Raw genomic sequence first — 23416 nt, forward strand, 5'->3', positions numbered from 1 at the left:
TGAAGGTTCGAGAAATTACAGCTTTTGGGCGACCGCTTGTTCCGCTGCCTGTACATCGTCTTTATTCTCAGGCAACTCGCCGTCTTTCCAGATGACTTGTTCGCCGTAATCTTTTCCCCAATCGTACATCAATTTCAAAATCGGCATCAAACTCTCCCCGTAGGGAGTAAGCGAATATTCCACCCGAGGGGGAACCTCAGGGTAAACCACGCGGTGGACCAGCTGGTCTTCCTCCAATTCACGAAGCTGATTGGTCAGCATTTTTTGCGTGATGTGGGGAATCATTCGGTTCAGTTCACCGAAGCGTTTCACGCCCTCCAAACCGAGATGCCAGAGGATGATCAGCTTCCATTTGCCGCCGATGACCGCCAGGGTTAACTCCTTATGGCAGTTTATTTCCTTCAGATTAATTCGCTGCTTGACCTCGTTTGCCATAATGCATCACCCCTTCTTCCCTATAGTATACAACGGTTGCGGGGATATCATCAAAGCGGCAAACTTATCATCATTACCGTTTTTTCTTATTCCAAATTGGCATGCAGGCTAAACATTTGGTCTGAGCGAAGCTTGCTTTTTTCCATCAATCTCAGGATAACCGCATCGAGCACGATCAGCATGCTTTGCTCAAATAATGAAGCCATCGGTTGAACGGTGACGAGGATATCCTGATTCTGCTCCTTCGTTGTTCCCGGAAGCTGGACCATCGCATCCGAAAGCTTGCCGATACTCGATTCCGGTCTCACGGTTACGACCGCAACCGCGGACCCGATCCCTTTGGCTTTCCGAGCCATGGATACCAATCCTTGCGTTTCGCCGGAGCCTGAACCGATAAGAAGCAGGTCTTTCGCTCCGATGGCCGGTGTTACCGTATCGCCGACGATATGAACCTTAAATCCCATCTGCATTAACCGCATGCCGAAAGCCCGGATCATCAGGCCGGATCTGCCTCCCCCTGCCAAGAAGACGGCATCGGATTGCACGATCCGTTCAATCAATTCCTCGATCTGGCAAGCATCCACCTGCTGAACGGATTCCGATAACTCCTTGGCAATGACGGATGCATGTTGAAAGATGTTATGACTCATGGCGACTTATGCCTGCTTCACAAGCTCGTTCATTTGAGCCGCTGTGGCCTTCTTGTCGGTTTGGCTTGTAATTCCGCCGCCGACGATGACAAGATCGGGATTTGCCTGAATCACCTCAGGGAGCGTCTCCATTTTGATTCCGCCCGCAACGGCAGTTTTGGCTTGTTTCACGACACGTTTGATCGCCGCCAATTCCTCGAATGAGTTTTTGCCTTCCGCCTGGTGGTCGTAGCCGGAATGAACGCAGATGTAATCCACGCCGAAGGCATCGATCTCCCGCGCCCTGCCTTCAATGTCCTTTACATTGATCATATCCACCATCACTTGCTTGCCTTGCTTGAGGGCTTCCGCTACCGCGCCTTTGATCGTGGAATCGTCGGATACGCCAAGCACCGTAATGATATCCGCACCGGCTTCGGATGCCTTCATCACTTCATAGCCGCCGGCATCCATAATTTTAAGGTCGGCCAGCACGCGCAGATGCGGGAACGCCTCTTTAATCGCTTTGACGGCATGAAGCCCTTCGTTAATGACAACCGGCGTGCCGATCTCCACGATATCGATAAACTCCGCTACCTCCGCCACGACTTCTTTTGCTTCCGGAATATTCACCAAATCCAATGCCAATTGAAGTTCCATATTGTCAATCTCTCCTTATGAGTGTATTGGTTAATAACTACACGATCATTGTAGAGTAGACAGTTTACTTTACGGAAGTACGTACTTATAAGTGAGATACTTACGTGGAAGTAAGTAATACGGAGGGACAAGGGTTCTCGGGCTTTCGCTTATTTGCGAAACTTTCGTCTCGATGCTGGTAAAAAACAATTAAGCCTGTTTGTTCACTTTAGTCCAGTCTTCGGCTGTGGTTTAATATAGTTGTCAGGCCGGACAAAATGATCGGAAAGGAGGCTGAACGAATTGATTCAGAATATGGAGGTGGCATCCGCGTAAGCGGGTGTCGCGTTTAAGGGAGCCCCGTGCTGGGCTCCCTTTCATTTGAAATCCACAGAATCGGAGGTAACATGATGTCCTATTCACGTCAACCTGCCGTAATCGTTGTCACCGGCGTCATGGCTTCAGGTAAGTCGACCGTAGCCCAGCTGCTGGCCGAGAAGTTTGATCGCGGAGTCCATTTGCGGGGAGACTCGTTCCGGAAAATGATAGTCAGGGGCAGGGAAGAAATGCTTCCGGATGCTTCCGACGAAGCGAAGCGGCAGCTTGCCTTGCGCTACAGATTATCCGCATCCGCTGCCAAAGCTTATGTCGAGGCCGGTTTTCATGTCGTTCTGCAGGACGTTATTCTCGGCCCGGCGCTGCAAGAAATGACCGTTATGTTAAAAGGCGTTCCCGTGTTCGTCGTTGTGCTCAATCCTTCCGAGGATTCCATCCGTGCCCGGGAGCAGGATCGAAGCAAAAAAGGCTACGGAGTCTGGAGCATTCATGAGCTGAACCGGCGGTTAACCGACGAAACGCCCAGAATTGGCCTCTGGCTGGATACTTCCGATTTAACACCTCAAGAGACCGCCCAAGAGATTTGGAAGCGGATTTGGGATGAGGGGAAGATCCATTAACCTAAACCCTGCATCTTCACGACCGGACTTCCTGGTAAAAAACAATTAAGCTTGTTTATTCACTTCAGTCCTGCCGCCGGCCGTAGTTTAATATAGATGTCCGGCTGGACCAAATGATCGGAAAGGAGGCTGAACGAATTGATTCAGAATATGGAGGTGGCATCTGCGTAAGCGGATGCCGCGTTAAGGGGAGCCCCTACAGGGCTCCCCTTCATTTCATTTATTCATAGATTACGGCTTTGATTTCGTCGCTATCGATATTGTTTTTGTCGTACCAGTAGAATCCCGTATCGATCTGCGGTTCGACCTTCTCCCCTTTGATGGCTGCCACGGCGGCTTTTACCGTCTCATATCCGATGCCGACCGGATTTTGCGTGATGGCTCCCGCCATCGTTCCGTTCTTGATCGCGTCGATCTGCGCTTTTCCGGAATCGAATCCGACCACGATGATTTGGCCTTCCTTCTTCATCTCCGTCACCGCATTGATGACGCCGACGGCGGAGCCTTCATTGGCGCCGAATATCCCTTTTAAATCCGGATGCGCCTGCATCATCGCTTTGGCCAGGTCTGTCGACTTCAGGTGATCCCCGCCGCCATATTGAATGTCCACGATCTCGATATTCGGATACTTCTCTTCGATCTGCTGCTTGAAGCCGTCGCGGCGGCTGACCCCGGTTACGCTGGTCTGGTCATGGACCACCATGGCGATTTTGCCTTCATTCCCGATGAGCTCCGCCATTTTGTCCGCCGCGAGCGCGGATGCAGCCATATTGTCCGTTGAAGCCGTCGTTACCGGAATGTCGCTTTCCACGCCCGAATCGAAGGCGATGACCGGGATGTTGTTTTCCTGGGCTTTTTTCAGATAAGGTATGGAGGCCTGGCTATCCAATGCGGCAAAGCCGATCGCGCTTGGTTTCTTATCGAGCGCAGCCTGCAGCATTTCGATCTGCTTATCCACCTGGGATTCCGTTTCCGGACCTTCAAAGGTAATCCGCACGCCAAGCTCTTCCCCTGCTTGCTCGGCACCGGCTTTCACCGCCTGCCAGAACTGGTGCTGAAAGCCCTTGGAAATGATCGGGATGTAGATCTCTCCTTCGGCTTGAGAACCGGCTCCTGATCCGGATCCGCCCTCGCCTGGACTGTCGGTACCTCCGGCAGCGTTATTGCCCGATGAACCGCAAGCCGCCAGCATGCTTGCAGTCAGCAAAAGAATCAGCGTTAATACGGAAAGCTTTTTCATAATGCAATCTCCCCTTGTTTGGACATTTTGGTACAGCTATAGATCTTCCGTTATGGAAGCTTCTATCGAGATCAAGCCAACCTACGGCCAACCGAGCTCCGGCAGCAGGCCCTAAAGAGAACTTACGCTTTGCGTCTGCGCAAAATATCCGCATACACCGCGAGTATAATAACGAACCCTACAACAACGGTTTGCCATTCCTGCGGCACGGACAGAATGCGCAATCCGTTCGTCAGCACGCTCATGATCAACGCCCCGATCACCGTTCCGATAATGGTACCCTTGCCTCCGCTGAGCGAAGTTCCCCCGATCACGACCGCCGCGATGGCTTCCAGCTCATACCCGGCACCCAGCGCCGGATTGGCCGAGTTCAGCCTCGATGCCATCATGACGCCCGCCAAACCGGTAAATGCGCCGGTTAAGGTGTAGATCACGATTTTCCAGAAGCCCACGTTGACGCCGGACAATCGGGTCGCCTCTTCGTTGCTGCCCAGCGCAAAGTTATAACGGCCGATGATGGTCTTCGATAAGATGAGATAGCCCAGGATCGCCGCAATGAAGAAAATGACGACCGCATTGGGAATATCGAGGCCCGGCACCAGCCAGCCCAGCACGCTGCCCTGGGACACCTCGGCAAAGCTTTCGGCATCGTTGAAATAGACCGGTTTGGCCCCGGAGATGATGAGCGCGAGACCTTTGGCAATCATCATCATCGCCAGCGTTGCGATAAAAGGCGGAATCTTCATTTTCGCCACCGCCGTCCCGGACAGAAGCCCGCACAGGGCGCCGGTCAAGATGCCGCCAAGAATGCCGACGGGGACAGGCAATCCCCAGAATGTGATGCAGACCCCGGTCATAACGCCGCTCAGCGTCATGACCGTCCCGACGGACAGGTCGATGCCGCCGGTAATAATGACAAAGGTGGATCCCAAAGCCAGCACGCCGATTACCGCTGTGGAAAGAAGAATGCCCACGATGTTGGAGAACTGAAAGAAATTGCTGGACGAGAACGTAAAGAATAGGACGAGAACGACCAAGCTGGCAAGAGCCAGCACTTGCTGGAGCGCGCCCGATTTGATTTGAATGTTCATCTGCTTGTTCCTCCTGACGTGAATAGATGACGGCGACGGCGTCTTACATCCTCGCTGTAGCCAGATGCATTATGCTTTCTTGGGTCGCCTCTTCATGATCCAGCTCGCCCGTAATCCGGCCTTCGCACATGACGAGAATCCGGTGGCTCATCCGAAGAATTTCCGGCAGCTCCGACGAGATCATGATGATCGACTTGCCCTGTGCTGCAAGATCGTTCAGCAATCGGTAGATTTCGCTCTTGGCCCCAACGTCGATTCCTCGCGTCGGCTCGTCGAAGATCAGGATGTCGCAATCCCTCGTCAGCCATTTGCCAATGACGACCTTCTGCTGATTGCCCCCGGAGAGGAACTTGACCTCCTGATCGACATGCGGCGTTTTGACCTTCAATCGCGACACCATATCCTCCGCCTGCTCGCGAATCCTCGCCGTATTCATCCAGCCCCCGGGACGGAGGAAGCTGCCGTATGAGGCGATAGCCACATTGCTCTTCACGTCGAGATCGACGACGCATCCATAGCGCTTGCGATCCTCGGATAGATAGCCGATCCCTTGCCGCACCGCATCGTGCGGGCCCTTGATCGTTACCTTCCGGCCGTGCACGCGGATCTCGCCGGATTGGATGCGGTCGGCGCCGAAGATGGCCCGGGCAAGCTCGGTCCGTCCCGCGCCGACGAGGCCGGCAATACCAAGAATTTCTCCCTTTTTCAGAGTCAGGTTAATGTCCTTCAAGTTTCTGCCTTGATTCAGTCCTATAACCTCCAATACCGTCTCGCGCTCACCAGCCGTCCTCTCCGGCTTCGAGGTCTCGTAAATCTGCCGACCGACCATCTTCGAGATGATGTCCTGGGTCGTGACTTCAGCTGTGGATACCGTATCGATGTACTGCCCGTCGCGCATCACTGTAATGCGATCCGTGATTCGTTTGATCTCGTCCATTCGGTGGGAAATGTAAACGATTCCAACTCCGCTCTCGCGAAGCTGCCGTATGATGCGGAACAAATCCTCAATCTCCGTTTCGCTCAAAGCCGCTGTCGGCTCATCCATCACCAGCACATCGGCGTTGTAGGATAATGCCTTGGCGATCTCCACCATCTGCTGCTTGGCAACCGTTAATTCCGAAACCTTGATGGAGGGGTCCATGTCGAGGCCCATCCGTTCGAACAGTTCCTTCACCTGCCGGTGCAGCGCCCGGTCGTCCAGAAACAATCGGAGCTTTCGCCGCGGCTCCCGCCCGATGAAGATATTCTGGGCGACTGTCAGGTCAGGGGCCAGATTCAGCTCCTGATGAATCATGCTGATTCCCGCGTCCTGAGCCGCTTTCGGGTTCGATAACTCAACGGGCTGCCCTTTGAATTCGATCGTTCCTGCATCCTTCTGATAAACGCCGGTCAGGATTTTCATCAGGGTTGACTTGCCCGCACCGTTTTCACCCATAAGGGCATGGACTTCACCGGCCCGCAGGTCGAACCGGCAGTTATTTAATGCAAGAACACCCGGAAATTCCTTCATGATTCCTTCCATCTGTATCAGCCATTCGCTCAACGTCCCTCACCTCTCTAGCTGGCACCTTTTATGAATCATTGTACAAACCGCTACCCCTCGAAGGAATGGAATATTCTCTGATCGATGTTGAATAATCTATGATCCGCCGCAGAAACCCAAAAGAGAAGAAGCTACTCCTCCACAAAGGGAAAGAGCAGCTTCTGGTTCTCCTCGGTATACATATTGTCCTTATTGATGATAACGGAATCGGTGTATATATGCCGGGGCATCCTGTCGCCCTCGATAACGGATACGGCAGTTTTGATGCCCAAATAACCGATGTTGAAGGGCTTCTGAACGATCGTGGATTGCAAGACTCCCTCTTCGAGCAGCTTGACTTCCTTCACCGAGCTGTCGAATCCGACCAGCTTGACTTTGCCCACCAGCCCCAGTTCCCGAATCGCTCTGCCGGCCCCCACCGTAGAAGGCTCATTCAGTCCGATGATTCCATTCAGGTCAGGCCTCTCAAGCAGGAGCTTTTTCGTGATTTCGTACGCCCTTTCCTCCTTGCCTTCGCTGTAGTAGGTGCCTACGATTTCCGTGCCGCCGCGCTGCTCCAGAATGCTTCGAACCCCTTGCTCCCTCTCGATCTGCGTCGAGGTGCCCTGCACGAAACTGATGATAGCAACCTTGGCATGTTCCGGCAGGCGTGACGAAAGCTCCTTGCCGGCCTTCTGTCCCGCATTCACATTGTCGGTCGCGATCAAGCTCAGCGCGTAATCACCATTCACGGCGGAATCAATCATAATGAGCGGGATGCCGGCCTTACGAATCGACTCTGCTACGGGAACCAGGCGATTATAATCACCGGCGGCCAAAACGATCGCATCCGGCTTCTGCTTGACGGCTTCCTCCAACAATTGAATCTGCAAGTCAACCTCGATTTCCTGAGACGGTCCTACCACCGAGACGTCAACGCCGAATTCCCGGGAAGCCGTGTTCACCCCTTCAATCAGTACCCGCCAGAATTCATTCTCGTCCAGCGCCTTTACGCCGACGATGATCTTCTTGGCTCCGGGTTCTTCCTTGGACCACTGATTAACGGCATAACCCAGAAGAAGCAACGGAATCAGCAGCAGTACCATATAACGCATTCGCAGGTACGACTTCAAGGCACATCCCCCTCCACACGCTGCCACTCATCTGCATGAACGGCCGGAATGACCAGCGTTACGCTTGTACCCGATCCGGGCACGCTCGCATAGCTAAGACCATATTCCGTTCCAAAATATAACTGTATCCGCTGATGAACATTCGCAATGCCAACGCTGTTTCTCGATCGTGTGCCTTCTTTGGACGTGAGCAGCGTCTCCACCTTGGACTGATCCATCCCGATGCCGTCGTCCTTAACTTGAAATTCGATGCGGGTATCTCGACGCACCCCCGTAATCGTGATCGTCCCCGGCCCTTCCTTGTTTTTGATGCCATGATAAATGGCATTCTCCACCAGCGGCTGCAGCAGCACCTTCAGCGTCAGATACGGGTAAAGCCCGCGATCGATATCCAGGGCAAACGTGATTTTGTCCTGATAACGCATCTGTTGTATTTTCAAATAATTCGTTATATGCTCCACCTCGGTCGCAATCGGTATCAATTCCTTCCCCTTGCTGAGCGAAGCCCGAAACAGCCTGGCTAAAGCCGATGTCATCAAAATCACCTCGTCATGCTTCTTGCTCTCGGCCATCCATATGATGGAATCCAGCGTATTGTAGAGAAAATGGGGGTTGATTTGGGCTTGCAGGGCATTCAGCTCGCTTTTTCTCTTAATCTCCTGCTCTACCACGATTTGATACATCAATTCCTTAATCTTCAGCACCATCACGTTGAAGCTGCGGGCCAGTCCGGAGATTTCCCTGGAATGCCCCACCGGGACCCGGATGTCGAAATTTCCCTTCTCCACCTCCATCATCTTCTCTTGCAGCTTCTTGATGGGACGCGTCAGATTGCGCGAGAGGACGACGGAGAACAGCACGCCGACGACGAGGCATAACAATCCCGCTATGGCAAAAGACAGCTGCATCTGCTTCTTATTGTCCACCAGCTCATTCTCGTAAAAAACGCCCACGATTTTCCAGCCGAAATCCGTGTTCTTAATGCTGTAAATCCGGCTCGCACCGTCCTCCTTCACGACAAAACTTCCATGTTTGTCCTGCAGCACCTGGTCCAATCTCTCCGTTTTCAGATTGCTGTAAAGCAGCTGCTGCTGGGGGTGATAAACAATCCGGCCTTCGCGGTCGATAACGAACACATACCCCCGGTTCCCCAGATCGAGCTTGCTGAGCATATCGTTAATTACTTTGAAGTTAAGATCGATTAGCAGGATGCCAAGCCCTTGGGTCGAATCCATGCCGCTGAGCTCGCGGCTCAGCGATACAACCCAGCGGTACTCTCCCTTAATGACGGGCTGTACATGCGAGGAAGAGATCACCGTTTGTCCTTGGTTTTCCTTCGCCTGCCGATACCAGGGCTGATCGGATATTTCAATATAAGGATTTAACTCCGCGTTGGACCGATCGGATATGAAGGTTCCGCCCGCTCCGAAGATGTTGATCGAAGCAATGTCTTTGCGCGAAATGCGAATCGAGTGAAAATAATCCGATATCTTCGCCTTCAATACCGCCAGCTGCGCAGGCTCCAGCTCGTCGGCCGAGGCCAGGTATTCTCTTACGTTCGGATTGTTCATCGCGGCCAGCGAAATGTCCTTCATGCCTGTAATGTAGGTTTGGATATTCGCATTGACTTGATTGATCAGCTCGGAGGTATAACTTTCCGCCGTTTCGCGAACAGCCGATTCGGACAGCCGATAGGAGATGAAGATAAGCAGCAGGGCCGTGAACAGCACGAGCATCACGAAGGAACTGGCAATGCGGGACTGAATGCTTTTGATTCGCTGCGGAGCCTTCATGGCTGTACCTCGCCAGTTGCCATTTTGTTCCGGTACTCCGTCGGGGTATCTCCGGTATGTTTCTTAAACAGCACGCTAAAATATTGAGGATCCTGATAGCCGGTTTTCGCCGCAATTTCATAGGTTTTTAACAAGGAATGCTTCAGAAGTTCCTTCGCTTTCTCCATGCGGACTTCCGTAACGTATTCGACGAAGGTCTTCCCGGTATGCGACTTGAACAAGGCGCTGAAATAACTCGTGCTCATGAAGATCCGGCTGCACACGGTCTTAATCGATAACTCCTCATCCTCATAATGCCGCTGGATGAAATCGACCGCCTCCAGCATCTGGGAGCGTGCAATATCCTTTCTGGTCTTGGCTACGTCCCTTAACGCCTGCTCGCATACCTCGTTTAACCAGCGCTCGATCTCATCCAAGGACCGAAAAGAATACAGATCGGACAGCAGCCTCTTCTCCTTGCCGATCAGCTCGTTCCCATTGCTGCCGATTTCCATCAAGGTTTGAAGCACGGCAAGCATGACCCGAAGGACCCGCACGTAACAGAGCTCGATTGAAATTGAAGCGCTTCCAATTTCGTTGATCAGCCGCCGGATGCACGCCTTCACCTCTGAGCCTGTGCCCGCCCGGATTGCCGAAACCAGCGCCGTCTCCGTTTCGATCCCATCCAGGAGAGGACCGCTCCCGCGTTTTTCAAGATCGGTGATATGGACCACCTGATCGCGGCCGATCAGAAGCCGGTACTCCAGGGCGGCCTCCGAGGCCTTGCAGGAATATCGTATGTCCTGCAGCTCGCGACAGATCGTTCCGATGCCAACCGTGACCGTGAATTTCATGAACTGCTTGGTGGAGCCGCGAATGTCCTCCGCCAGTTCCTGGGCCCGGGCGTGCAGATCTTTCTCGTCGGAGCCCGACAGAATGGTCATGACCTTATTCTCTTTGTACCGAAACACGGCCGCACCAGGCTCACCCGCCAGGATCTCCTGCATGATGTTGTATAAGGCAAAAGCATGCAGTTCATTATCGGCGTGCTGTTCATCCGAGCGTAGCTCATCCATATCCGCTGCCATGGCGATATACAGCGGCCCGCGCAGCGGAATATCGAAATAATCCAGCCGGCTCTCCATTTCGGACCGCTTCATCGGCGATGACGCCAATCGTTCCAGAAAACGTTCCCTAAGCAGAACCAAGCTCTCGTTCAACTGCTTCTTGAGTCTCTTCAAGTGCTCGGTATGACCGCGCTCCTCATCCATTTCCAGCTTGAGCTTGTCGAGCATGTCCCTTAATTCCGCCGCCGTAACCGGTTTCAAAATAAAATCCGTCACCTGCAGCTTCACCGCCTGCTGGGCGTATTCGAAATCGTCGAACCCGGTCAGGATGATGATCTTCGTCTTAGGAAAACGTTCCGTAATATGACGGGACAATTCCAAGCCATCCATGTACGGCATGTTGATGTCCGTTAACACGACATCGGGCTGATGGCGGGTTACGGCCTCCAACGCATCTCTGCCGTTCTCGCAATCCCCGATGCATTCATAGCCATGCTCCGACCACTGAATCCGGTTTCGGATCCCTTCCCTTACGATCGGTTCGTCGTCCACAATAAGAATCGTATACAATCAAAGCCTCCCCCGTTCAAAAGCAAATCCATTCGCTTTGGTTTATCGTGTTACGAGGTGAATAATACAGGAAAAGCCCTTCGGCAGGCAACTGCCAAAGGGCTCCAGACTTCATGTTTTATTTCCTGGCTTTCATCCACGTCATGAAATTGTTCACCACGATATCGATGAAACCGATCGTCGGTTCATGGATCAGCTTGCCGGACTCATCCATCTTCTCGTGCACGGCGCCGATATAAACTTCATTATTGGGAAGCAGCGGTGAGGTAATGCCAACGGAGAAGAGAATGTCCCGAAGATGCTCTTGGGCGCGAACCGTTCCGAGCTGCCCCATCGACGCCCCCATGATCCAGGAAGGCTTCCCGTTCATGACCTTATCGACGCGCGATAACCAATCCAGCGCATTCTTGAGCACGCCCGGTATGGAATAATTATATTCCGGCGTGATCCACAATACGGCATCGGAAGCGGCAATCCGCTCCTTGAATTCCTTGACGGCCGCTGGAGGGTCCAACTCCGTGTCTTGATCGTAGAACGGAAGATCGCGAAGATCCACGATATCAAAGGCGATCTGATCCGAATAGCGCTGCTTCAAATATTCCGCCAGCTTCCGATTGTACGACTCTTTTCTAATGCTTCCCACAACGATTGCAACGTTCATGATATCCTCCAGTTCTATGCCTTTCCAGCATACATGATTCAGTTATTGGGTAACTTATTTTAGCCTATCACCATATTTTACCATTGTCAAAATAGCCATGTTCTACTTCATCAGGGACAGCAGCTTACATACTTCACGTTCCAGGTCTCCCCTTCTTTCAACAGGCACATGCCGCAGCAGCGCCATGGCGGCGTAAGGTACCTTGATGGCATGCGGATCTTCATACAGCCGGCTCCAATAGGCCGATTCCGTGATGGAAGCCTTGGCAGGCGCATCGATCCCCTGAGCCATAAGCGCTTGAGGTCTGAGACGGTTAAGTTTCGTTTGGAGCCGGTGATTGCCTTGGCCCAGCTTGCCCAACTGGGCATAACCGAGCCGTTCCAGCTCAATCAGCGCGTGTGCGTGGGTAATCCCATGCTCAAGCTCACCGGCAAAAAAATAATATTGGCCATCCACATGCTGATCCGGCAGCACGTGATCCAGCTCGGAAAGTGCGCGGCATGCCAAATCGGACGCATCCCGGTAAGGCGGTATTTCCGAGAGTGAGATTTCCGATAGATCCAGCTGCGTATAATCGTCAATCCCGTAATACCTTGCAAGCTTATGTTCACTCGCTGCATCGTCCATGAGCTTAAGCAAACCTCTCACGATGGACGGAGTCAGTAAGTCCGGACGGTCCCGCAGTGCTTTCAGTCCGAGCACGCCCAGGGTCACGCCGTGGCCCGAGGTGCTCAGGCTTGTCAGGTTGGGCAGAAGCCCTTCCAGCAATTGATCCATCAACTCAGGCTGAGCGGGCTCGGATGGATACGGTTCAAACCAATCTTCATGCTGAGCGCGCAGATGACGGCAATTGGCAGCCAATCCATGAAGCACATCTTGAGGCAGATCTTGCTCCTTCTGCATGTAATACGCTGCCAAATACGCTCCGCCGACATGCCCTTCAAACCAACCGACTTCGCCGCCGCGGCTCAAAGCCGTGAGACCGTCTATCAAATATTGGTCGTCAATGACCGGGTTCACCTCCTCCCCTTCGGCGGCACTCGGCAGATTCAGCTTGGCTGCAATGTCCTTGGGAAAGCTGGTTATCTTCAACCTGATGCTGTAGCCGTACATTCTAAAACGCAGTCCCTCATCGTTATCCGATTGGATCATCCGCCGATCCAGGGCCGAGCGGACCCGGTCTATAAACCGCTCGTCGGTGACGCCATACGTTAATTCCAGCGTCGGTGCCAGCGCATACATCGAGATCGGGATCCATTTGCGCCTCGTGGATACCACAACGGCATGGGCCGTTCCGCCGATGACAAAAGCAAATTGTTCCGATTCCTTGGCGATGGTGAATCCGAGTGTCCGCTGCATCCACAGTCGGGCAGCTACCGGATCCTCGACAGGCAGTCCCACTTCCCGCAAATAGAGGACGCCATATTTACCGCTCGGGGTCAGGACTCCTTCCTTTAAATCCGGATGGGCGATAAATTCCAGTAAATTTCCATCCCCATCCCTGAAGTATACGTTCACGCCGGAATCGAAGGGTTCGACCACCTTGCCGTCCGGCCATTTCAACAACGGCACCTGTTCCGCGAGGCTCCTGACGGTGGAATCAAATTGGGAGAAAGCCACTTCAAACGCGATATGGGCAGGGGCTATGGGTTCAAACACCTCTTCAAATACAAGCGTGAAATCGGGTGTAGGCTGAAATGCAATTTCGGCCTCGCTTTCTCTGACGACCGGGAATTGAAGCAATCCGTGATAGAATTGCTTCACTCCCTCGATGGAGACGGTCCTTAAAGTTAATCCGGCGAAATGGGTGATCATGAGATTTCAGCCTCCACTTTATTGCTGATCTTCTTAACCAGCTCCATAAAGATGGAAAGCGCCTCTTTCGCCCGATAATCCAGCACGATCGTACCCTCAGCCGCTTCCGATTCGTAAATGGCCCGTTGAGATCCGCCAATGGAAATCCATTCCGGACTATTAATACCATGCAAATTGCGTATGGTGGCCTGCATTTGCTGCAGTGAACTTACGCCGACCGCCCCGCCTGCCGAGCTTACCGATAAGACGGGTTTACCCGAGAAATGCATTTGCCCCAAATGATCCAGAGCATTCTTCAACACTCCGCTCATCCCGCCGTGATACTCCGGGGTAGTCAAAATGACGCCGTCCGCCTCCATTAATAACCGCTGCAGCTCACGCACGCCCTCATGCCGGTTGAATATTTCGTCCGGGGAATAGAACGGGAGCGGCGTTTCATACAAATTAAACAGCTTCACTTCGACGAACAACCGGTTCATTTGCGCTTCCAAGGCTTTGGCCAAAATGGTGCTTGTCGCTTCTTTGCGATTGCTGCCTGCGATAATTACGATCTTCATGGTAATGCCTCCCTTATTCGTATTCGAATGTTTTGTTAAATACATTGTAGAGGAGGCACGTCATGAAATCGTCAACATATCGAGTGATTTTACGAGCAAAAGCTCTCATGCCTTCGGCTGAGAGCTTCTACGACTATAGTCTTAGAAATGATCATTATGTACGGTTATATTGCATAAGCAGCAAATCCCTAATCCTATACGATTCCATGCTTAAGCGCATAGATGGCAGCCTGTGTCCGGTCGGCAACCCCAAGCTTATCCAGCAGGTGGCTGACATGGGTTTTGACCGTCTTCTCGGTAATATAAAGCGCTTCGCTGATTTCCCTGTTATTCATCCCAGAGGCAATCAGCTGCAATACTTCCTGCTCTCGGCGGGTAAGCTTATCCAGCTGCGCAGCTTCCTGATGGCTGGATCCATTGGCCTCATCCTCTCCCGCCGGGGAAGTAACATGCGTCATGAGCAGGCCGGCTGCATCCGGATGCAATTCGACCTGTCCTTGGAACACGCGTCGGATCCCGGCTACCAATTCCTCCGGCTCGATATCCTTCAGGAGATAGCCGCGAGCACCCGCTCGAATCGCAGGCAGAACATGATCGTAATCAACAAACGAGGTCAGTACGATCACTTTGATATGAGGCAGTTCTTTTTTCAAACGTGCCGTGGTATCGATGCCATTCAATACAGGCATATTCAAATCCATCAACACGACATCAGGCAGCAAAAGTTTGGCCTGTTCCAGCGTCTCTTCGCCATTCGCGGCTTCTCCCACCATTTCGATATCCGGCTGCGTCGCCAGAAAAACCTGGAGGCCCCGCCGTACCATGGCGTGATCGTCAGCTATTAACAATCGGATCATCGGTTATCCCCCTTTCTCTGTTGTGACCGCCTTCAAGGGTATCGTAACCTCAATGATGGTTCCCTCCCGGTGCACGCTGTATAAACGGAACTGGCCTCCGAGCGATTCGGCCCGCTCCCGCATGCTGGACAGGCCGATGGAATGCCGCGTCAGCTCCTTCCATCGTTGCTTGGTTATCCCGCGCCCTTGATCCTCGATCCGAAGCTCCGCTTCATCATTCTGCAAGGATAACGCTACCGTTACTTCCTTCGTATCCGCATGCTTGCTCACATTGTTCAGCGCCTCTTGCCCGATCCTCCACAATGCCTCTTCCGCAATCCGCGGCAGCTCCTGCATCCCGCTGATATGTGTACGCACATGAAGCTTCAATCGTTCGCCGTATTGCTGTAGACCTGTCATCAGCCCCTCCTCAAGTCCGGGCGGGCGAAGCTGCATGATCAGCTCTCGCATTTCCTTTAGTGCGCTTTGCGATAATGACTGGATATCGTGGATCGTGTCCTGGAGCAAGCTTTTCGACTCATCCGGTTCAGCGGCAATCATCCCCCCTACACCTTTGGACATCATCACCAGCGAGAACAGGGTTTGGCTTACCGAGTCGTGCAGGTCCCGGGCCAGGCGATTTCGTTCATCCATCCTTGCGAGCTCCCGCCGGTTCTCCTCCAGACGGATGCGCTGAAGCGTCATGCCGATATGCTCCGCTATGGCCTCGATGACCTCCATGTCCGCCCGATGCTGGTCTCCATACTGTTCATAGCCCACCAAGAGCATCCCGGTTAAGGAGTCCGAAGCAACCGCAAGCGGTACCGCAACGGCTCGACGAATGGGAGCTATCCATCCTTTCTCCACCAGTTGATTCGCAAGTTGCTGCGCATCCGGATCGCCGATCGGCTCTGCTGAGTGCTTCACTGCATCAGGACCGGTCCGAGCCATGTCGGCTAGCGGAAATTTGGCATGGGGCAGCGTGGTCTGTCCACCGCTGTATAGCGCACGCAGCGTGATTTCCTGGCCCACCGGTTCAAGCAGCGCCGCAACCGGCCAATCAAAATAACGGCCGAGCAAACTCATCACCTGCTCCGTTAATTCGGCCCGGCTCACTGCTTGGGATGCATAAGCGCCTAGCGCGCTGCTATATTCTCCTAGCCGGGCGAACAAATCAGCCCGACGCTGCTCAGCCGCGTACAGACGCATGCGCTCGATGGCGCTGCCGATTTGGTAGGCTACCGATTCCAGCAGTGCCAGCTCCTCCTTGGAAAAATGAAGCTTCCCGGGTGCGGCCACATTCAGCACGCCGAACCTGCGGCTGCCGGAACGCAGCGGAACGGTAGCATGATGGGTAATTCCCTCCGTGTCGCCCCACTGATAACGAACGGCGTTATCCAGACGTTTGCAATTCAAAATGTTCACGGCATTTTTCAGTCGGCCGTCATCATAGCGCTCCAGGCACCAGCAGCTGCCGCACCTCATCGGTTCGTCATCTTCCCGTCTCAGAGCAGGCGGCAGATTCCGGCCCGCTACGAATTCATGCGTTCTCTTCTCTTCCACCAGGAACAGCCAACCGGTCGTAAGTCCGGTCAGCTCCAGCAGTTTGCCGATAACAACGTCCAGCATGGGGGCTAACTCATTGGATTCGTTCAGCGTTTCGGCAATCGTCTTCAACGTGATTAACTCCTGGATATGCGGGTCGTGTGTGGACATACAAGCAAGCTCCTTCTTTATTTTGCATTCTGAAGTAACTATATTATATAATCCTGTCACGCACCATCCAAATTCCGAATGGAATTCCTGGCCGGTGCAGATCATTCATCCCATGAATCGTGGTAAAAAACAATTAATATTGTTTTATCTCTTGCAAATTTCCACCTACATATGGCTTAATATAGAAGTCGGGCCGACGAAATGAGCTGAAAGGAGGCTGATTGCAATGATTCAGATCCGTGAGGTGGTATTCGCGTAAAGCGAATATCCGTTAAATGGGAGCCCGCCGCGGGCTCCCTATATCTATTTTCAACTCCAATAAAACCAAAATCTAAAAAAACCAATTTCACGAAAGGAGGAGGGCAAGCATGATCAATGCAATTGTTTTGAAACTCAGCGATAGCTTAAATATGTACACAGAAAGAGGAGGGCATCGATGGGCCATTACAAGAACGGAAGAGAAGTGCTTCCCCCCGAGCTGCTGCAGCAAATTCAACAGTATATAGACGGAGAATTACTCTACATACCGAAACAGAGCGAGCAAAGAGCCGGCTGGGGAGAGTTAAGCGGTTCCAAACAACGCATCGAAAGTCGCAATAAAGAAATGTATCGCGCTTACTGCAAAGGACGGTCCATTGAGGAATTGGAACGGACCTACTTCCTGTCTGGAGAAAGCGTGCGCAAGATCATAAGTAAACTTACCCGCGTAGGGACCTGAACCGATGAGGTTTAACGGTCTCCGCACGGATTAACATAGGACTGTTCCCACGGGGTACAGTCCTTTTCATGTTGCATGGATCGGGGCACGGTGAACCCGCGATGTACCGTTTTTAGGGCTGTTCGGCATTTTTACCGCATTGCCACCTTGTCCGATTCGTCTGCACCATAGAAAAGGCCCGGCTGCAAACGAGCTGCAGCCGGGCTTGAATGTACCCTAAAGTTCTTCCCGCTTCTCCCCGGCTACATCCCATCGATGGCGGAATTTCTCCAGCCTCGGATGCAGAACCGGCGGCTCGGACAACAAGATCAGCCTCAGCTTCACGATCCATTCCTCGAAGGAAGAAAACGAAGCAAACACGTTAGCTACCTCGGGAGTCAGGAGAAGAAAGTGGGGACTTCCGTACTTCTCGACCAGATGTCGAAGCGCCGTATCGATCGGCGTGTATTTTTTTCGCTTCGACTCGAACGATTCAATCACGACCGAAGGTCTTCCGTGCTCCTCAATCCATTCCTGAAGCTGTTTCTCCCGCTTGTAATAAGGGCTCACCGGCTCCTTGAACATCCGCTTCACCGTCTCTTCGTGCAGCGGATACAACACCAACTTTGCGAAGGATCGTTCCTCCAAGATGGCAGCCGCCTGCTCGAGGGCCACCTGATCCTGCTCAAAAAGATCGTAAAATATCAAGGTGCCTTTCGTTGTCGGCTTCGGGGGCTCGTAGCCGTATGGGACATACTCCAAATTGCGCGGCATGATTGAACATCACCTCTCTTTACTATGATGACTGGGATGAAAGGTTCGGCGGCACACGATGCTTGGTGGCCTGCTCGAAGCCGTAGGCTAACTGAATCAACACCGGCTCGCTATAAGCCGTCCCGATGAATGTGATGCCCTGAGGACCTTTGGTGTTGTATCCTCCCGGAGCTATGATCCCATTCTCGGCATAACCGCCGGGAACGGTAACCGAAGGATACCCTGCACGGGCAGCCAGATCGGGTCCATATTCATTACCCAGAAACAGCAGTGCGTCCAGCTGATGCTCCCGCAGTACATGGTCAATTCCCATGGCGCCCGCCCTTTCCTTGTTCTTCCGCTTGCTCTCCAAATACTCTTTTTCGGTCAACGCACCGCTTGTTTCCTCGGCCCAAATCAGCGTATCCTGTCCATATTTCAGGGCTATGTCGGCGTGTGCCTCATTATAAGCGATAACCTCAGCTAATGAATGAACCGGCAGCGACGGAGCTACATTCGCCAAATAATCATTGACGTATTTCTTGAATTCATAGCGAAGTACGTTGGCATCCCATCGGGTGCCCTGGCATGGCAGTTCCACCGGATCGATGATGGTCGCGCCTTGTTCGCGAAGAACATCAATGGCAGACTCTACGATATCTAGTCTATCCTGATCCAGGTGCTTATAGTAGTATCGGGGAATCCCGATTCGGGCCCGCTTCAGATAACTGGCGTCCAGAAACTTCGTGTAATCCTCTACCCTTGCTTGAGCAGAAGTCTTGGTCACCTCGTCCAGGTCATCCGCACCCGCGATCACGCCAAGCAGAATCGCGGCATCTTCCACCGTTCGGGTCATTGGACCTGCCGTATCCTGCGTATGCGTGATGGGAATGATGCCCGTCCGGCTTACCAGACCGATCGTCGGCTTCAAGCCGACCAGACTGTTCTGGCTGGAAGGGCTGATAATCGATCCCGAAGTTTCCGTGCCGATGGCTGCCGCAGCCAAATTCGCCGCCACTGCAGCTCCGGAACCGGAGCTCGAACCTCCGACGAACATTTCGCCGGGACCGTAGGGATTTAAAGTAAGCCCGCGTCTTGACGAGTATCCTGCCCACATGGTCGAGGACATGAAATTCGCCCACTCGGTCATGTTGCTCTTGCCCAGAATAACGGCCCCCGCCTCTCGGAGCTTTGCGGCAACAAAGGAATCTTTGGCGGCGTACGAATCGGCCAGCGTGATGGAGCCGGCGCTCGTATGCAGCCGATCCCCGGTGTCGATGTTGTCTTTGAGCAGTATCGGAATCCCGTGCAGCCGTCCCCGTGCTCCCAAGTTTCTGCGCTCCTGATCCAGCTCTTGGGCAATCTGCAGCGCATCCGGGTTCACCTCTAGAATCGAGCGAAGCCATCCATCGTATAACCCGATCCGTTCCAGATACAATTGCACCAGTTCGACCGAAGACATCCAGCCTTCTTCCATGGCATGCTGCATATCCGCTATGGTTGCTTCCACAATCCATGTTCTTTTATCCAAGCTCATATATGGTCCCCCTTATTTTTCTGATCTTGCGGCAGGTGTGGGGTTTAACGTTTCATATTTTAGCCTCCAGACGTTTCAAGTCCCTATTCAATTCGGGATTCAGACATGAAACTCCTTCTGGCACGCAATCGGTCGGCATCTTAGCGGCTCTCTCGTCTCCCATGGCGGCTTGCCCCTCCTAACGTAAACAAAACGCAGGAAGCGGACCAAGAATGACTTCTTGATCCGCTCCGCTTAACTTTCGCATGCGCTTCAAAACCGGTGCCGCATGCTAGCGATACCACTGGGCCTGCTTATTGAACATCTCGGCATAATGGGCTCCCTGCCCGATTAATTCCTCATGTTTTCCCTCTTCAACGATTCGCCCTTCCTTGAGGACGAGAATGCGGTCCGCATGTCTGCAGCTTCCCAATCGGTGCGATATGAAGATGGCGGTTTTGCCTTCGGTCATGGACATCAGGCTCTCGAATATCGCGGATTCCGTAAGCGGGTCTACGGCCGCCGTCGGCTCGTCCAGATAGATCACTTCAAAATCCCGATAGAACGCCCGGGCGATCGCGACCTTCTGCCATTGGCCCTGAGACAGTTCGCGCCCGCCGGAGAAGCGCGTACCCAGCTGGGTTGCTACTCCGTCCGGCAGCGAATCTACTAGCGGCGTCATCGCGGCCTTCTCCATGGCCTGATTCAATCGGCGATGGGCTTGCCGGTCGTCCGGATCATGCTCACGCAGCGCAATGTTAGCCTCAAGGGTCCATTCATATCGATAAAAATCCTGGAACACCGCCGTTACTTTGCTGCGGAAGCTGACGGAATCATAATCCTGGATCGGGATGCCGCCATAGCGCACAACGCCATGCGTCGGTTCATACAAGCCTAGCATGATTTTTACGAGCGTGCTCTTCCCCGCACCGTTCTCCCCGACAATGGCAACCTTTTCTCCGGGCTTGATGCGAATCGTCAAATCGTCTAGCACAGGCTTACCCTGATTTGGATAACAAAAGGTAACGCGATCGACTTCGATTCCCTCCCGCAAAGGCGTGGTCATCGGCAGCGCTTTTTCCGGCTGCGGAACCGGCGTATCCAGAAATTCGAACAATTGGTGGATAAACAGACCGTCATGATAGATTTGCCCGATGTTCTGACTGATGTTCTGGATGGAATATCGCGTGTCCTGGACCGCTTGATAGAGGGCGACATAGCTGCCGATGGTTAGTTTGAGGCGTGAGCCGAGCCAGACGAACACGGCTAAAATGCTAAAAGAACAAATCGTCACCGCCCCTTCCACGATCAGGCGATTCTTCATGTTTTTCCGCTCGACGCCCAGCATTTCATACGTATTTTTGAAATAGATGCCCCGCCATTTGTTCAATAAATAATCTTTGGCATGAAACAGCCGGATTTCCTTGGCCGCTTCCTTCGTCTGCAGCAGTTGGTTCATGTAGGCCGCCATACGGGACGAAGCCGTCTGCTGATGAATGACCACGAAGCGGGAAGCCCCCTCTTTCTTCTGGATGATCAACAGCGGGATGATCAGAAGCAGCATAACGATTGGTAATATGTAATGAAAGCTGAACAAGAGCACGAGCAAACCCGTCAACGTGATGAGGTTCTGAATAATCGAGAACATGTAAAACACCATGTTAATTCCGCAGATATTCAGATTGCGAAGAGCACGCTGCAGCTTGTCGTAGCTTTCCGGAGATTCAAAGAATACGAACGGAAGCTTGCTTAACTTTTCCGACACTTGGAGATTAAACCAGTAGGATACATAAGCATTCATCTTTCGCTCGGTATACTTTTGAAGAGATGCCAGCACGTGGCCAATCAGAATGACCGCCATCTGGAGTAACAGCCAATACAATGCTTGGTATGGAGCTTGATCCCGAATCAACACGCCGGTAACGGCGTCTATGACTTGAGCCGTAATATAAATCTGGGCAACGGGCAAAAAAGCCTGCATCAAATAAATCATGGTCGATCTCGTGAACATCCGCGGAGAGACGCGGTACACCTGCTTCATAACCTCGAACATCAGGTTCGCATATTTCATGTTGTATAACCTTGAGCCTCCTTCGTCGCTAAGCCGATTTGTTTAGGGCTGAAGGTTTAGCATGAGGCAGCTGGTTGATCATTTGTTCTAAATGATGCAAATAATTCGTGACGCTTTTGTTGATGACGAGCTGCTCCTCGGATAAGTAGAACGCCAACGGAAACCGGTTCACTTTAAACGAATCGATCATAGCCCGGTCTGCCCACACGACCTGCATATCGGTTAACTCATTGGCAACCGCCATTTCTGCGGCCTCATCCGCATCCTGGGCATATAGGAATACCGTGACCGAAAGATCCGGATGCGAAGCCATAAACGCTTTGATGGCCCCGTACGTTTCTTTGCAGGCATTGCAATGGTTCATCGTGAACAATAGAATTTTGGGCTTGCCGTCGTACAAATTCACGGTATCACCGGCCATGCTCGTATAGGCTGCCCGAGGAATCTGCGTGCCAAGCTCGAGCCCTTCCTTCGGAACCGCAGGCATCTCGTGCCCGGTCACGACTGTCTGCGGCTTCAACTTCAACTCCCGAACCTGACGGTACAGTTTGAACATGAAGAAAGCCAAGCTGAATATCAAGCCATACTGAATTACGAGCACGGTCGTAATCAAATTCATGGATTCGTTCCCTCCTTCGCCTGTAATGAATCAAGAGTATACGCATTCACCGCCACCAACGAAATAACGGCAATGCCGCCGGCCGACAGCAAGGTAAGAACCGCCTCTTGGGCCGGCATGAGGAAGAGATTCACGGGTTCGGACAAAAGCCAAATTAGCGCATCCAATATACCTAAGCATGCAATCTTAACGACCGTATTCTTGCCGAGGGCCTCACTAAACCATGAGCCAAAGCAGCTGCATTGGATCTCCTGATTCTGCACAACCCTGGCTTGATAAACGGCGTATCCGAACCCTGCCAGCAAAATAAAAATCACGATCTGCGCAGCGGCTCTGCTCCAGGAAAACAATAAACCCGCCCCGGCTGCAATCTCAGCGGCGCAAATGAGAACAGGTACAATCCGTAAGCGGCCTGCAGGCATCTGCAACCGTTCGATCGTCGTCCTGAAATCCGCTAACGATAACAGTTTCGACACTCCCGAAAACACAAACACCAAGGTCAGAAACAAAAGGCAAAGCGCGCTCATGGACATGGTTCATTCTCCTTCCCGACAACCAGGGGGACCAAGCCCCCATTCGATGACTTTGATATCTTGCTTGGACTGCACCTTGCCGTTCTTCTTCGCGGTTCACCCGTTCTCGATCATACTGCAATGGACCCAAAACCATATTCGACCCCTCACTCTTCAACCGTAAAAGGAAGCCGCATGCCCTACGTGAAATATAAACAGCGGAACAAGTAGTTCCGCTGTTTAAAAGATAGGTTCATGCGTTTACAAAAAATTAACAGCCGCAAGTATATCTCTCTTCCGAACCGTTGCCGCAGTCCCATACTTCAAGACGAACGCCGAATTTGTCGCGTCCGCATTGCTCCGTAGTGTTACAGGAAGTATGACGAAGAATGCACATAAATACTCACCTCCTTTCAAGTCATGAAGTTCAGTCATTTATATGAAAGGTGTTGCTATGCAAAAAGCTTCGGAATGTGTTAAACGCTGGCTGTAGGGATCTTCAAATTCTTAAACCGAGTCGTTTGTAAGCGGGTTCAATTTCTGAGGGGTGTAAGTGGTTTATGCTAATTAGCTGGCTTGCAGGATAATTTTAAATATACTATATTTATC

The 23416-nt window shown here is 52.5% G+C and carries 21 protein-coding genes; 2 read left to right on the top strand and 19 right to left on the bottom strand.

Annotated features, from left to right (window positions below; all coding sequences use genetic code 11):
* Window positions 1–15: 15 nt before the first annotated feature.
* The 3 genes from GYMC10_RS19205 to hxlA all read right to left on the bottom strand — a co-directional run bounded on the left by GYMC10_RS19205 (window position 16) and on the right by hxlA (window position 1724).
* A complete protein-coding gene (locus GYMC10_RS19205; protein WP_015736080.1) occupies window positions 16–435 on the bottom strand; it encodes a winged helix-turn-helix transcriptional regulator in 420 nt (139 codons plus the stop codon).
* Window positions 436–521: 86 nt separating this feature from the next.
* Window positions 522–1085, bottom strand: coding sequence for a 6-phospho-3-hexuloisomerase (gene hxlB, locus GYMC10_RS19210; RefSeq protein ID WP_015736081.1), 564 nt, complete (start codon window positions 1083–1085; stop codon window positions 522–524).
* Window positions 1086–1091: 6 nt separating this feature from the next.
* Window positions 1092–1724 carry a 3-hexulose-6-phosphate synthase gene (hxlA, locus tag GYMC10_RS19215; RefSeq protein WP_015736082.1) on the bottom strand — a complete coding sequence of 211 codons (633 nt, stop codon included), beginning with the start codon at window positions 1722–1724 and terminating at the stop codon, window positions 1092–1094.
* Between the two features lie 389 nt (window positions 1725–2113).
* On the opposite strand from hxlA, the gene GYMC10_RS19220 reads away from it, so the two are divergent.
* Window positions 2114–2659 carry an AAA family ATPase gene (locus GYMC10_RS19220; RefSeq protein ID WP_015736083.1) on the top strand — a complete coding sequence of 182 codons (546 nt, stop codon included), beginning with the start codon at window positions 2114–2116 and terminating at the stop codon, window positions 2657–2659.
* 220 nt (window positions 2660–2879) lie between these two features.
* Here the strand turns inward: GYMC10_RS19220 and GYMC10_RS19225 are convergent, their stop codons facing one another.
* The 11 genes from GYMC10_RS19225 to GYMC10_RS19275 form a co-directional block, all read right to left on the bottom strand.
* Entirely contained in the window at window positions 2880–3899 is a 1020-nt protein-coding gene (locus GYMC10_RS19225) for an ABC transporter substrate-binding protein (RefSeq protein WP_015736084.1), read from the bottom strand.
* A gap of 122 nt (window positions 3900–4021) precedes the next feature.
* A complete protein-coding gene (locus tag GYMC10_RS19230) occupies window positions 4022–4990 on the bottom strand; it encodes an ABC transporter permease (protein WP_015736085.1) in 969 nt (322 codons plus the stop codon).
* Window positions 4991–5033: 43 nt separating this feature from the next.
* Entirely contained in the window at window positions 5034–6533 is a 1500-nt protein-coding gene (locus tag GYMC10_RS19235) for a sugar ABC transporter ATP-binding protein (RefSeq protein WP_015736086.1), read from the bottom strand.
* A 131-nt stretch (window positions 6534–6664) separates the two neighbouring features.
* The gene (locus GYMC10_RS19240) at window positions 6665–7645 is read right to left on the bottom strand and encodes a substrate-binding domain-containing protein (protein ID WP_015736087.1); all 981 of its coding nucleotides are present in this window, start codon (window positions 7643–7645) and stop codon (window positions 6665–6667) included.
* Window positions 7642–9438, bottom strand: a complete 1797-nt coding sequence (locus tag GYMC10_RS19245; RefSeq protein WP_015736088.1) for a sensor histidine kinase — start codon at window positions 9436–9438, stop codon at window positions 7642–7644. Before GYMC10_RS19245 ends, GYMC10_RS19240 begins: the two co-directional genes overlap by 4 nt.
* Window positions 9435–11054: a response regulator gene (locus GYMC10_RS19250; RefSeq protein WP_015736089.1), complete on the bottom strand. Its 1620-nt coding sequence runs from the start codon at window positions 11052–11054 to the stop codon at window positions 9435–9437. Before GYMC10_RS19250 ends, GYMC10_RS19245 begins: the two co-directional genes overlap by 4 nt.
* Window positions 11055–11172: 118 nt before the next feature.
* A complete protein-coding gene (locus GYMC10_RS19255) occupies window positions 11173–11715 on the bottom strand; it encodes an NADPH-dependent FMN reductase (RefSeq protein WP_015736090.1) in 543 nt (180 codons plus the stop codon).
* A gap of 102 nt (window positions 11716–11817) precedes the next feature.
* Complete coding sequence (locus GYMC10_RS19260) at window positions 11818–13530, bottom strand: VOC family protein (protein WP_015736091.1); 1713 nt, start codon at window positions 13528–13530, stop codon at window positions 11818–11820.
* Complete coding sequence (locus tag GYMC10_RS19265; RefSeq protein ID WP_015736092.1) at window positions 13527–14087, bottom strand: NADPH-dependent FMN reductase; 561 nt, start codon at window positions 14085–14087, stop codon at window positions 13527–13529. Before GYMC10_RS19265 ends, GYMC10_RS19260 begins: the two co-directional genes overlap by 4 nt.
* 194 nt (window positions 14088–14281) lie before the next feature.
* Window positions 14282–14944: a response regulator gene (locus GYMC10_RS19270; RefSeq protein ID WP_015736093.1), complete on the bottom strand. Its 663-nt coding sequence runs from the start codon at window positions 14942–14944 to the stop codon at window positions 14282–14284.
* Between the two features lie 3 nt (window positions 14945–14947).
* A complete protein-coding gene (locus tag GYMC10_RS19275; RefSeq protein WP_015736094.1) occupies window positions 14948–16639 on the bottom strand; it encodes a GAF domain-containing sensor histidine kinase in 1692 nt (563 codons plus the stop codon).
* A 436-nt stretch (window positions 16640–17075) separates the two neighbouring features.
* On the opposite strand from GYMC10_RS19275, the gene GYMC10_RS19280 reads away from it, so the two are divergent.
* Complete coding sequence (locus tag GYMC10_RS19280; RefSeq protein WP_006211013.1) at window positions 17076–17357, top strand: CD3324 family protein; 282 nt, start codon at window positions 17076–17078, stop codon at window positions 17355–17357.
* Window positions 17358–17573: 216 nt separating this feature from the next.
* Here the strand turns inward: GYMC10_RS19280 and GYMC10_RS19285 are convergent, their stop codons facing one another.
* From GYMC10_RS19285 to GYMC10_RS19305, 5 genes are all read right to left on the bottom strand, one after another.
* Entirely contained in the window at window positions 17574–18110 is a 537-nt protein-coding gene (locus tag GYMC10_RS19285) for a hypothetical protein (protein WP_015736095.1), read from the bottom strand.
* Between the two features lie 22 nt (window positions 18111–18132).
* Window positions 18133–19626 carry an amidase family protein gene (locus GYMC10_RS19290; RefSeq protein WP_015736096.1) on the bottom strand — a complete coding sequence of 498 codons (1494 nt, stop codon included), beginning with the start codon at window positions 19624–19626 and terminating at the stop codon, window positions 18133–18135.
* Window positions 19627–19897: 271 nt separating this feature from the next.
* Window positions 19898–21676, bottom strand: a complete 1779-nt coding sequence (locus GYMC10_RS19295) for an ABC transporter ATP-binding protein (protein WP_015736098.1) — start codon at window positions 21674–21676, stop codon at window positions 19898–19900.
* 28 nt (window positions 21677–21704) lie between these two features.
* A complete protein-coding gene (locus GYMC10_RS19300; protein WP_015736099.1) occupies window positions 21705–22295 on the bottom strand; it encodes a hypothetical protein in 591 nt (196 codons plus the stop codon).
* Window positions 22292–22828, bottom strand: a complete 537-nt coding sequence (locus GYMC10_RS19305; RefSeq protein ID WP_015736100.1) for a MauE/DoxX family redox-associated membrane protein — start codon at window positions 22826–22828, stop codon at window positions 22292–22294. The genes GYMC10_RS19300 and GYMC10_RS19305 overlap by 4 nt, the downstream gene beginning before the upstream one ends.
* Window positions 22829–23416: the final 588 nt, after the last annotated feature.

Origin of the sequence: Paenibacillus sp. Y412MC10, assembly GCF_000024685.1 — a bacterium.
Classification (GTDB): Bacteria; Bacillota; Bacilli; order Paenibacillales; family Paenibacillaceae; genus Paenibacillus_AQ; species Paenibacillus_AQ lautus_A.

Bases quoted from the DNA above. Each gene is read 5' to 3' on its own strand.
- hxlA (WP_015736082.1), bottom strand. From the start codon at position 1,724: ATGGAACTTCAATTGGCATTGGATTTGGTGAATATTCCGGAAGCAAAA.
- GYMC10_RS19275 (WP_015736094.1), bottom strand. From the start codon at position 16,639: ATGTCCACACACGACCCGCATATCCAGGAGTTAATCACGTTGAAGACG.
- GYMC10_RS19290 (WP_015736096.1), bottom strand. From the start codon at position 19,626: ATGAGCTTGGATAAAAGAACATGGATTGTGGAAGCAACCATAGCGGAT.
- GYMC10_RS19230 (WP_015736085.1), bottom strand. From the start codon at position 4,990: ATGAACATTCAAATCAAATCGGGCGCGCTCCAGCAAGTGCTGGCTCTT.
- GYMC10_RS19285 (WP_015736095.1), bottom strand. From the start codon at position 18,110: ATGCCGCGCAATTTGGAGTATGTCCCATACGGCTACGAGCCCCCGAAG.
- GYMC10_RS19295 (WP_015736098.1), bottom strand. From the start codon at position 21,676: ATGAAATATGCGAACCTGATGTTCGAGGTTATGAAGCAGGTGTACCGC.
- GYMC10_RS19305 (WP_015736100.1), bottom strand. From the start codon at position 22,828: ATGTCCATGAGCGCGCTTTGCCTTTTGTTTCTGACCTTGGTGTTTGTG.
- GYMC10_RS19220 (WP_015736083.1), top strand. From the start codon at position 2,114: ATGTCCTATTCACGTCAACCTGCCGTAATCGTTGTCACCGGCGTCATG.
- GYMC10_RS19270 (WP_015736093.1), bottom strand. From the start codon at position 14,944: ATGATCCGATTGTTAATAGCTGACGATCACGCCATGGTACGGCGGGGC.
- GYMC10_RS19265 (WP_015736092.1), bottom strand. From the start codon at position 14,087: ATGAAGATCGTAATTATCGCAGGCAGCAATCGCAAAGAAGCGACAAGC.
- GYMC10_RS19260 (WP_015736091.1), bottom strand. From the start codon at position 13,530: ATGATCACCCATTTCGCCGGATTAACTTTAAGGACCGTCTCCATCGAG.
- GYMC10_RS19225 (WP_015736084.1), bottom strand. From the start codon at position 3,899: ATGAAAAAGCTTTCCGTATTAACGCTGATTCTTTTGCTGACTGCAAGC.
- GYMC10_RS19280 (WP_006211013.1), top strand. From the start codon at position 17,076: ATGGGCCATTACAAGAACGGAAGAGAAGTGCTTCCCCCCGAGCTGCTG.
- GYMC10_RS19300 (WP_015736099.1), bottom strand. From the start codon at position 22,295: ATGAATTTGATTACGACCGTGCTCGTAATTCAGTATGGCTTGATATTC.
- GYMC10_RS19205 (WP_015736080.1), bottom strand. From the start codon at position 435: ATGGCAAACGAGGTCAAGCAGCGAATTAATCTGAAGGAAATAAACTGC.
- hxlB (WP_015736081.1), bottom strand. From the start codon at position 1,085: ATGAGTCATAACATCTTTCAACATGCATCCGTCATTGCCAAGGAGTTA.
- GYMC10_RS19255 (WP_015736090.1), bottom strand. From the start codon at position 11,715: ATGAACGTTGCAATCGTTGTGGGAAGCATTAGAAAAGAGTCGTACAAT.
- GYMC10_RS19245 (WP_015736088.1), bottom strand. From the start codon at position 9,438: ATGAAGGCTCCGCAGCGAATCAAAAGCATTCAGTCCCGCATTGCCAGT.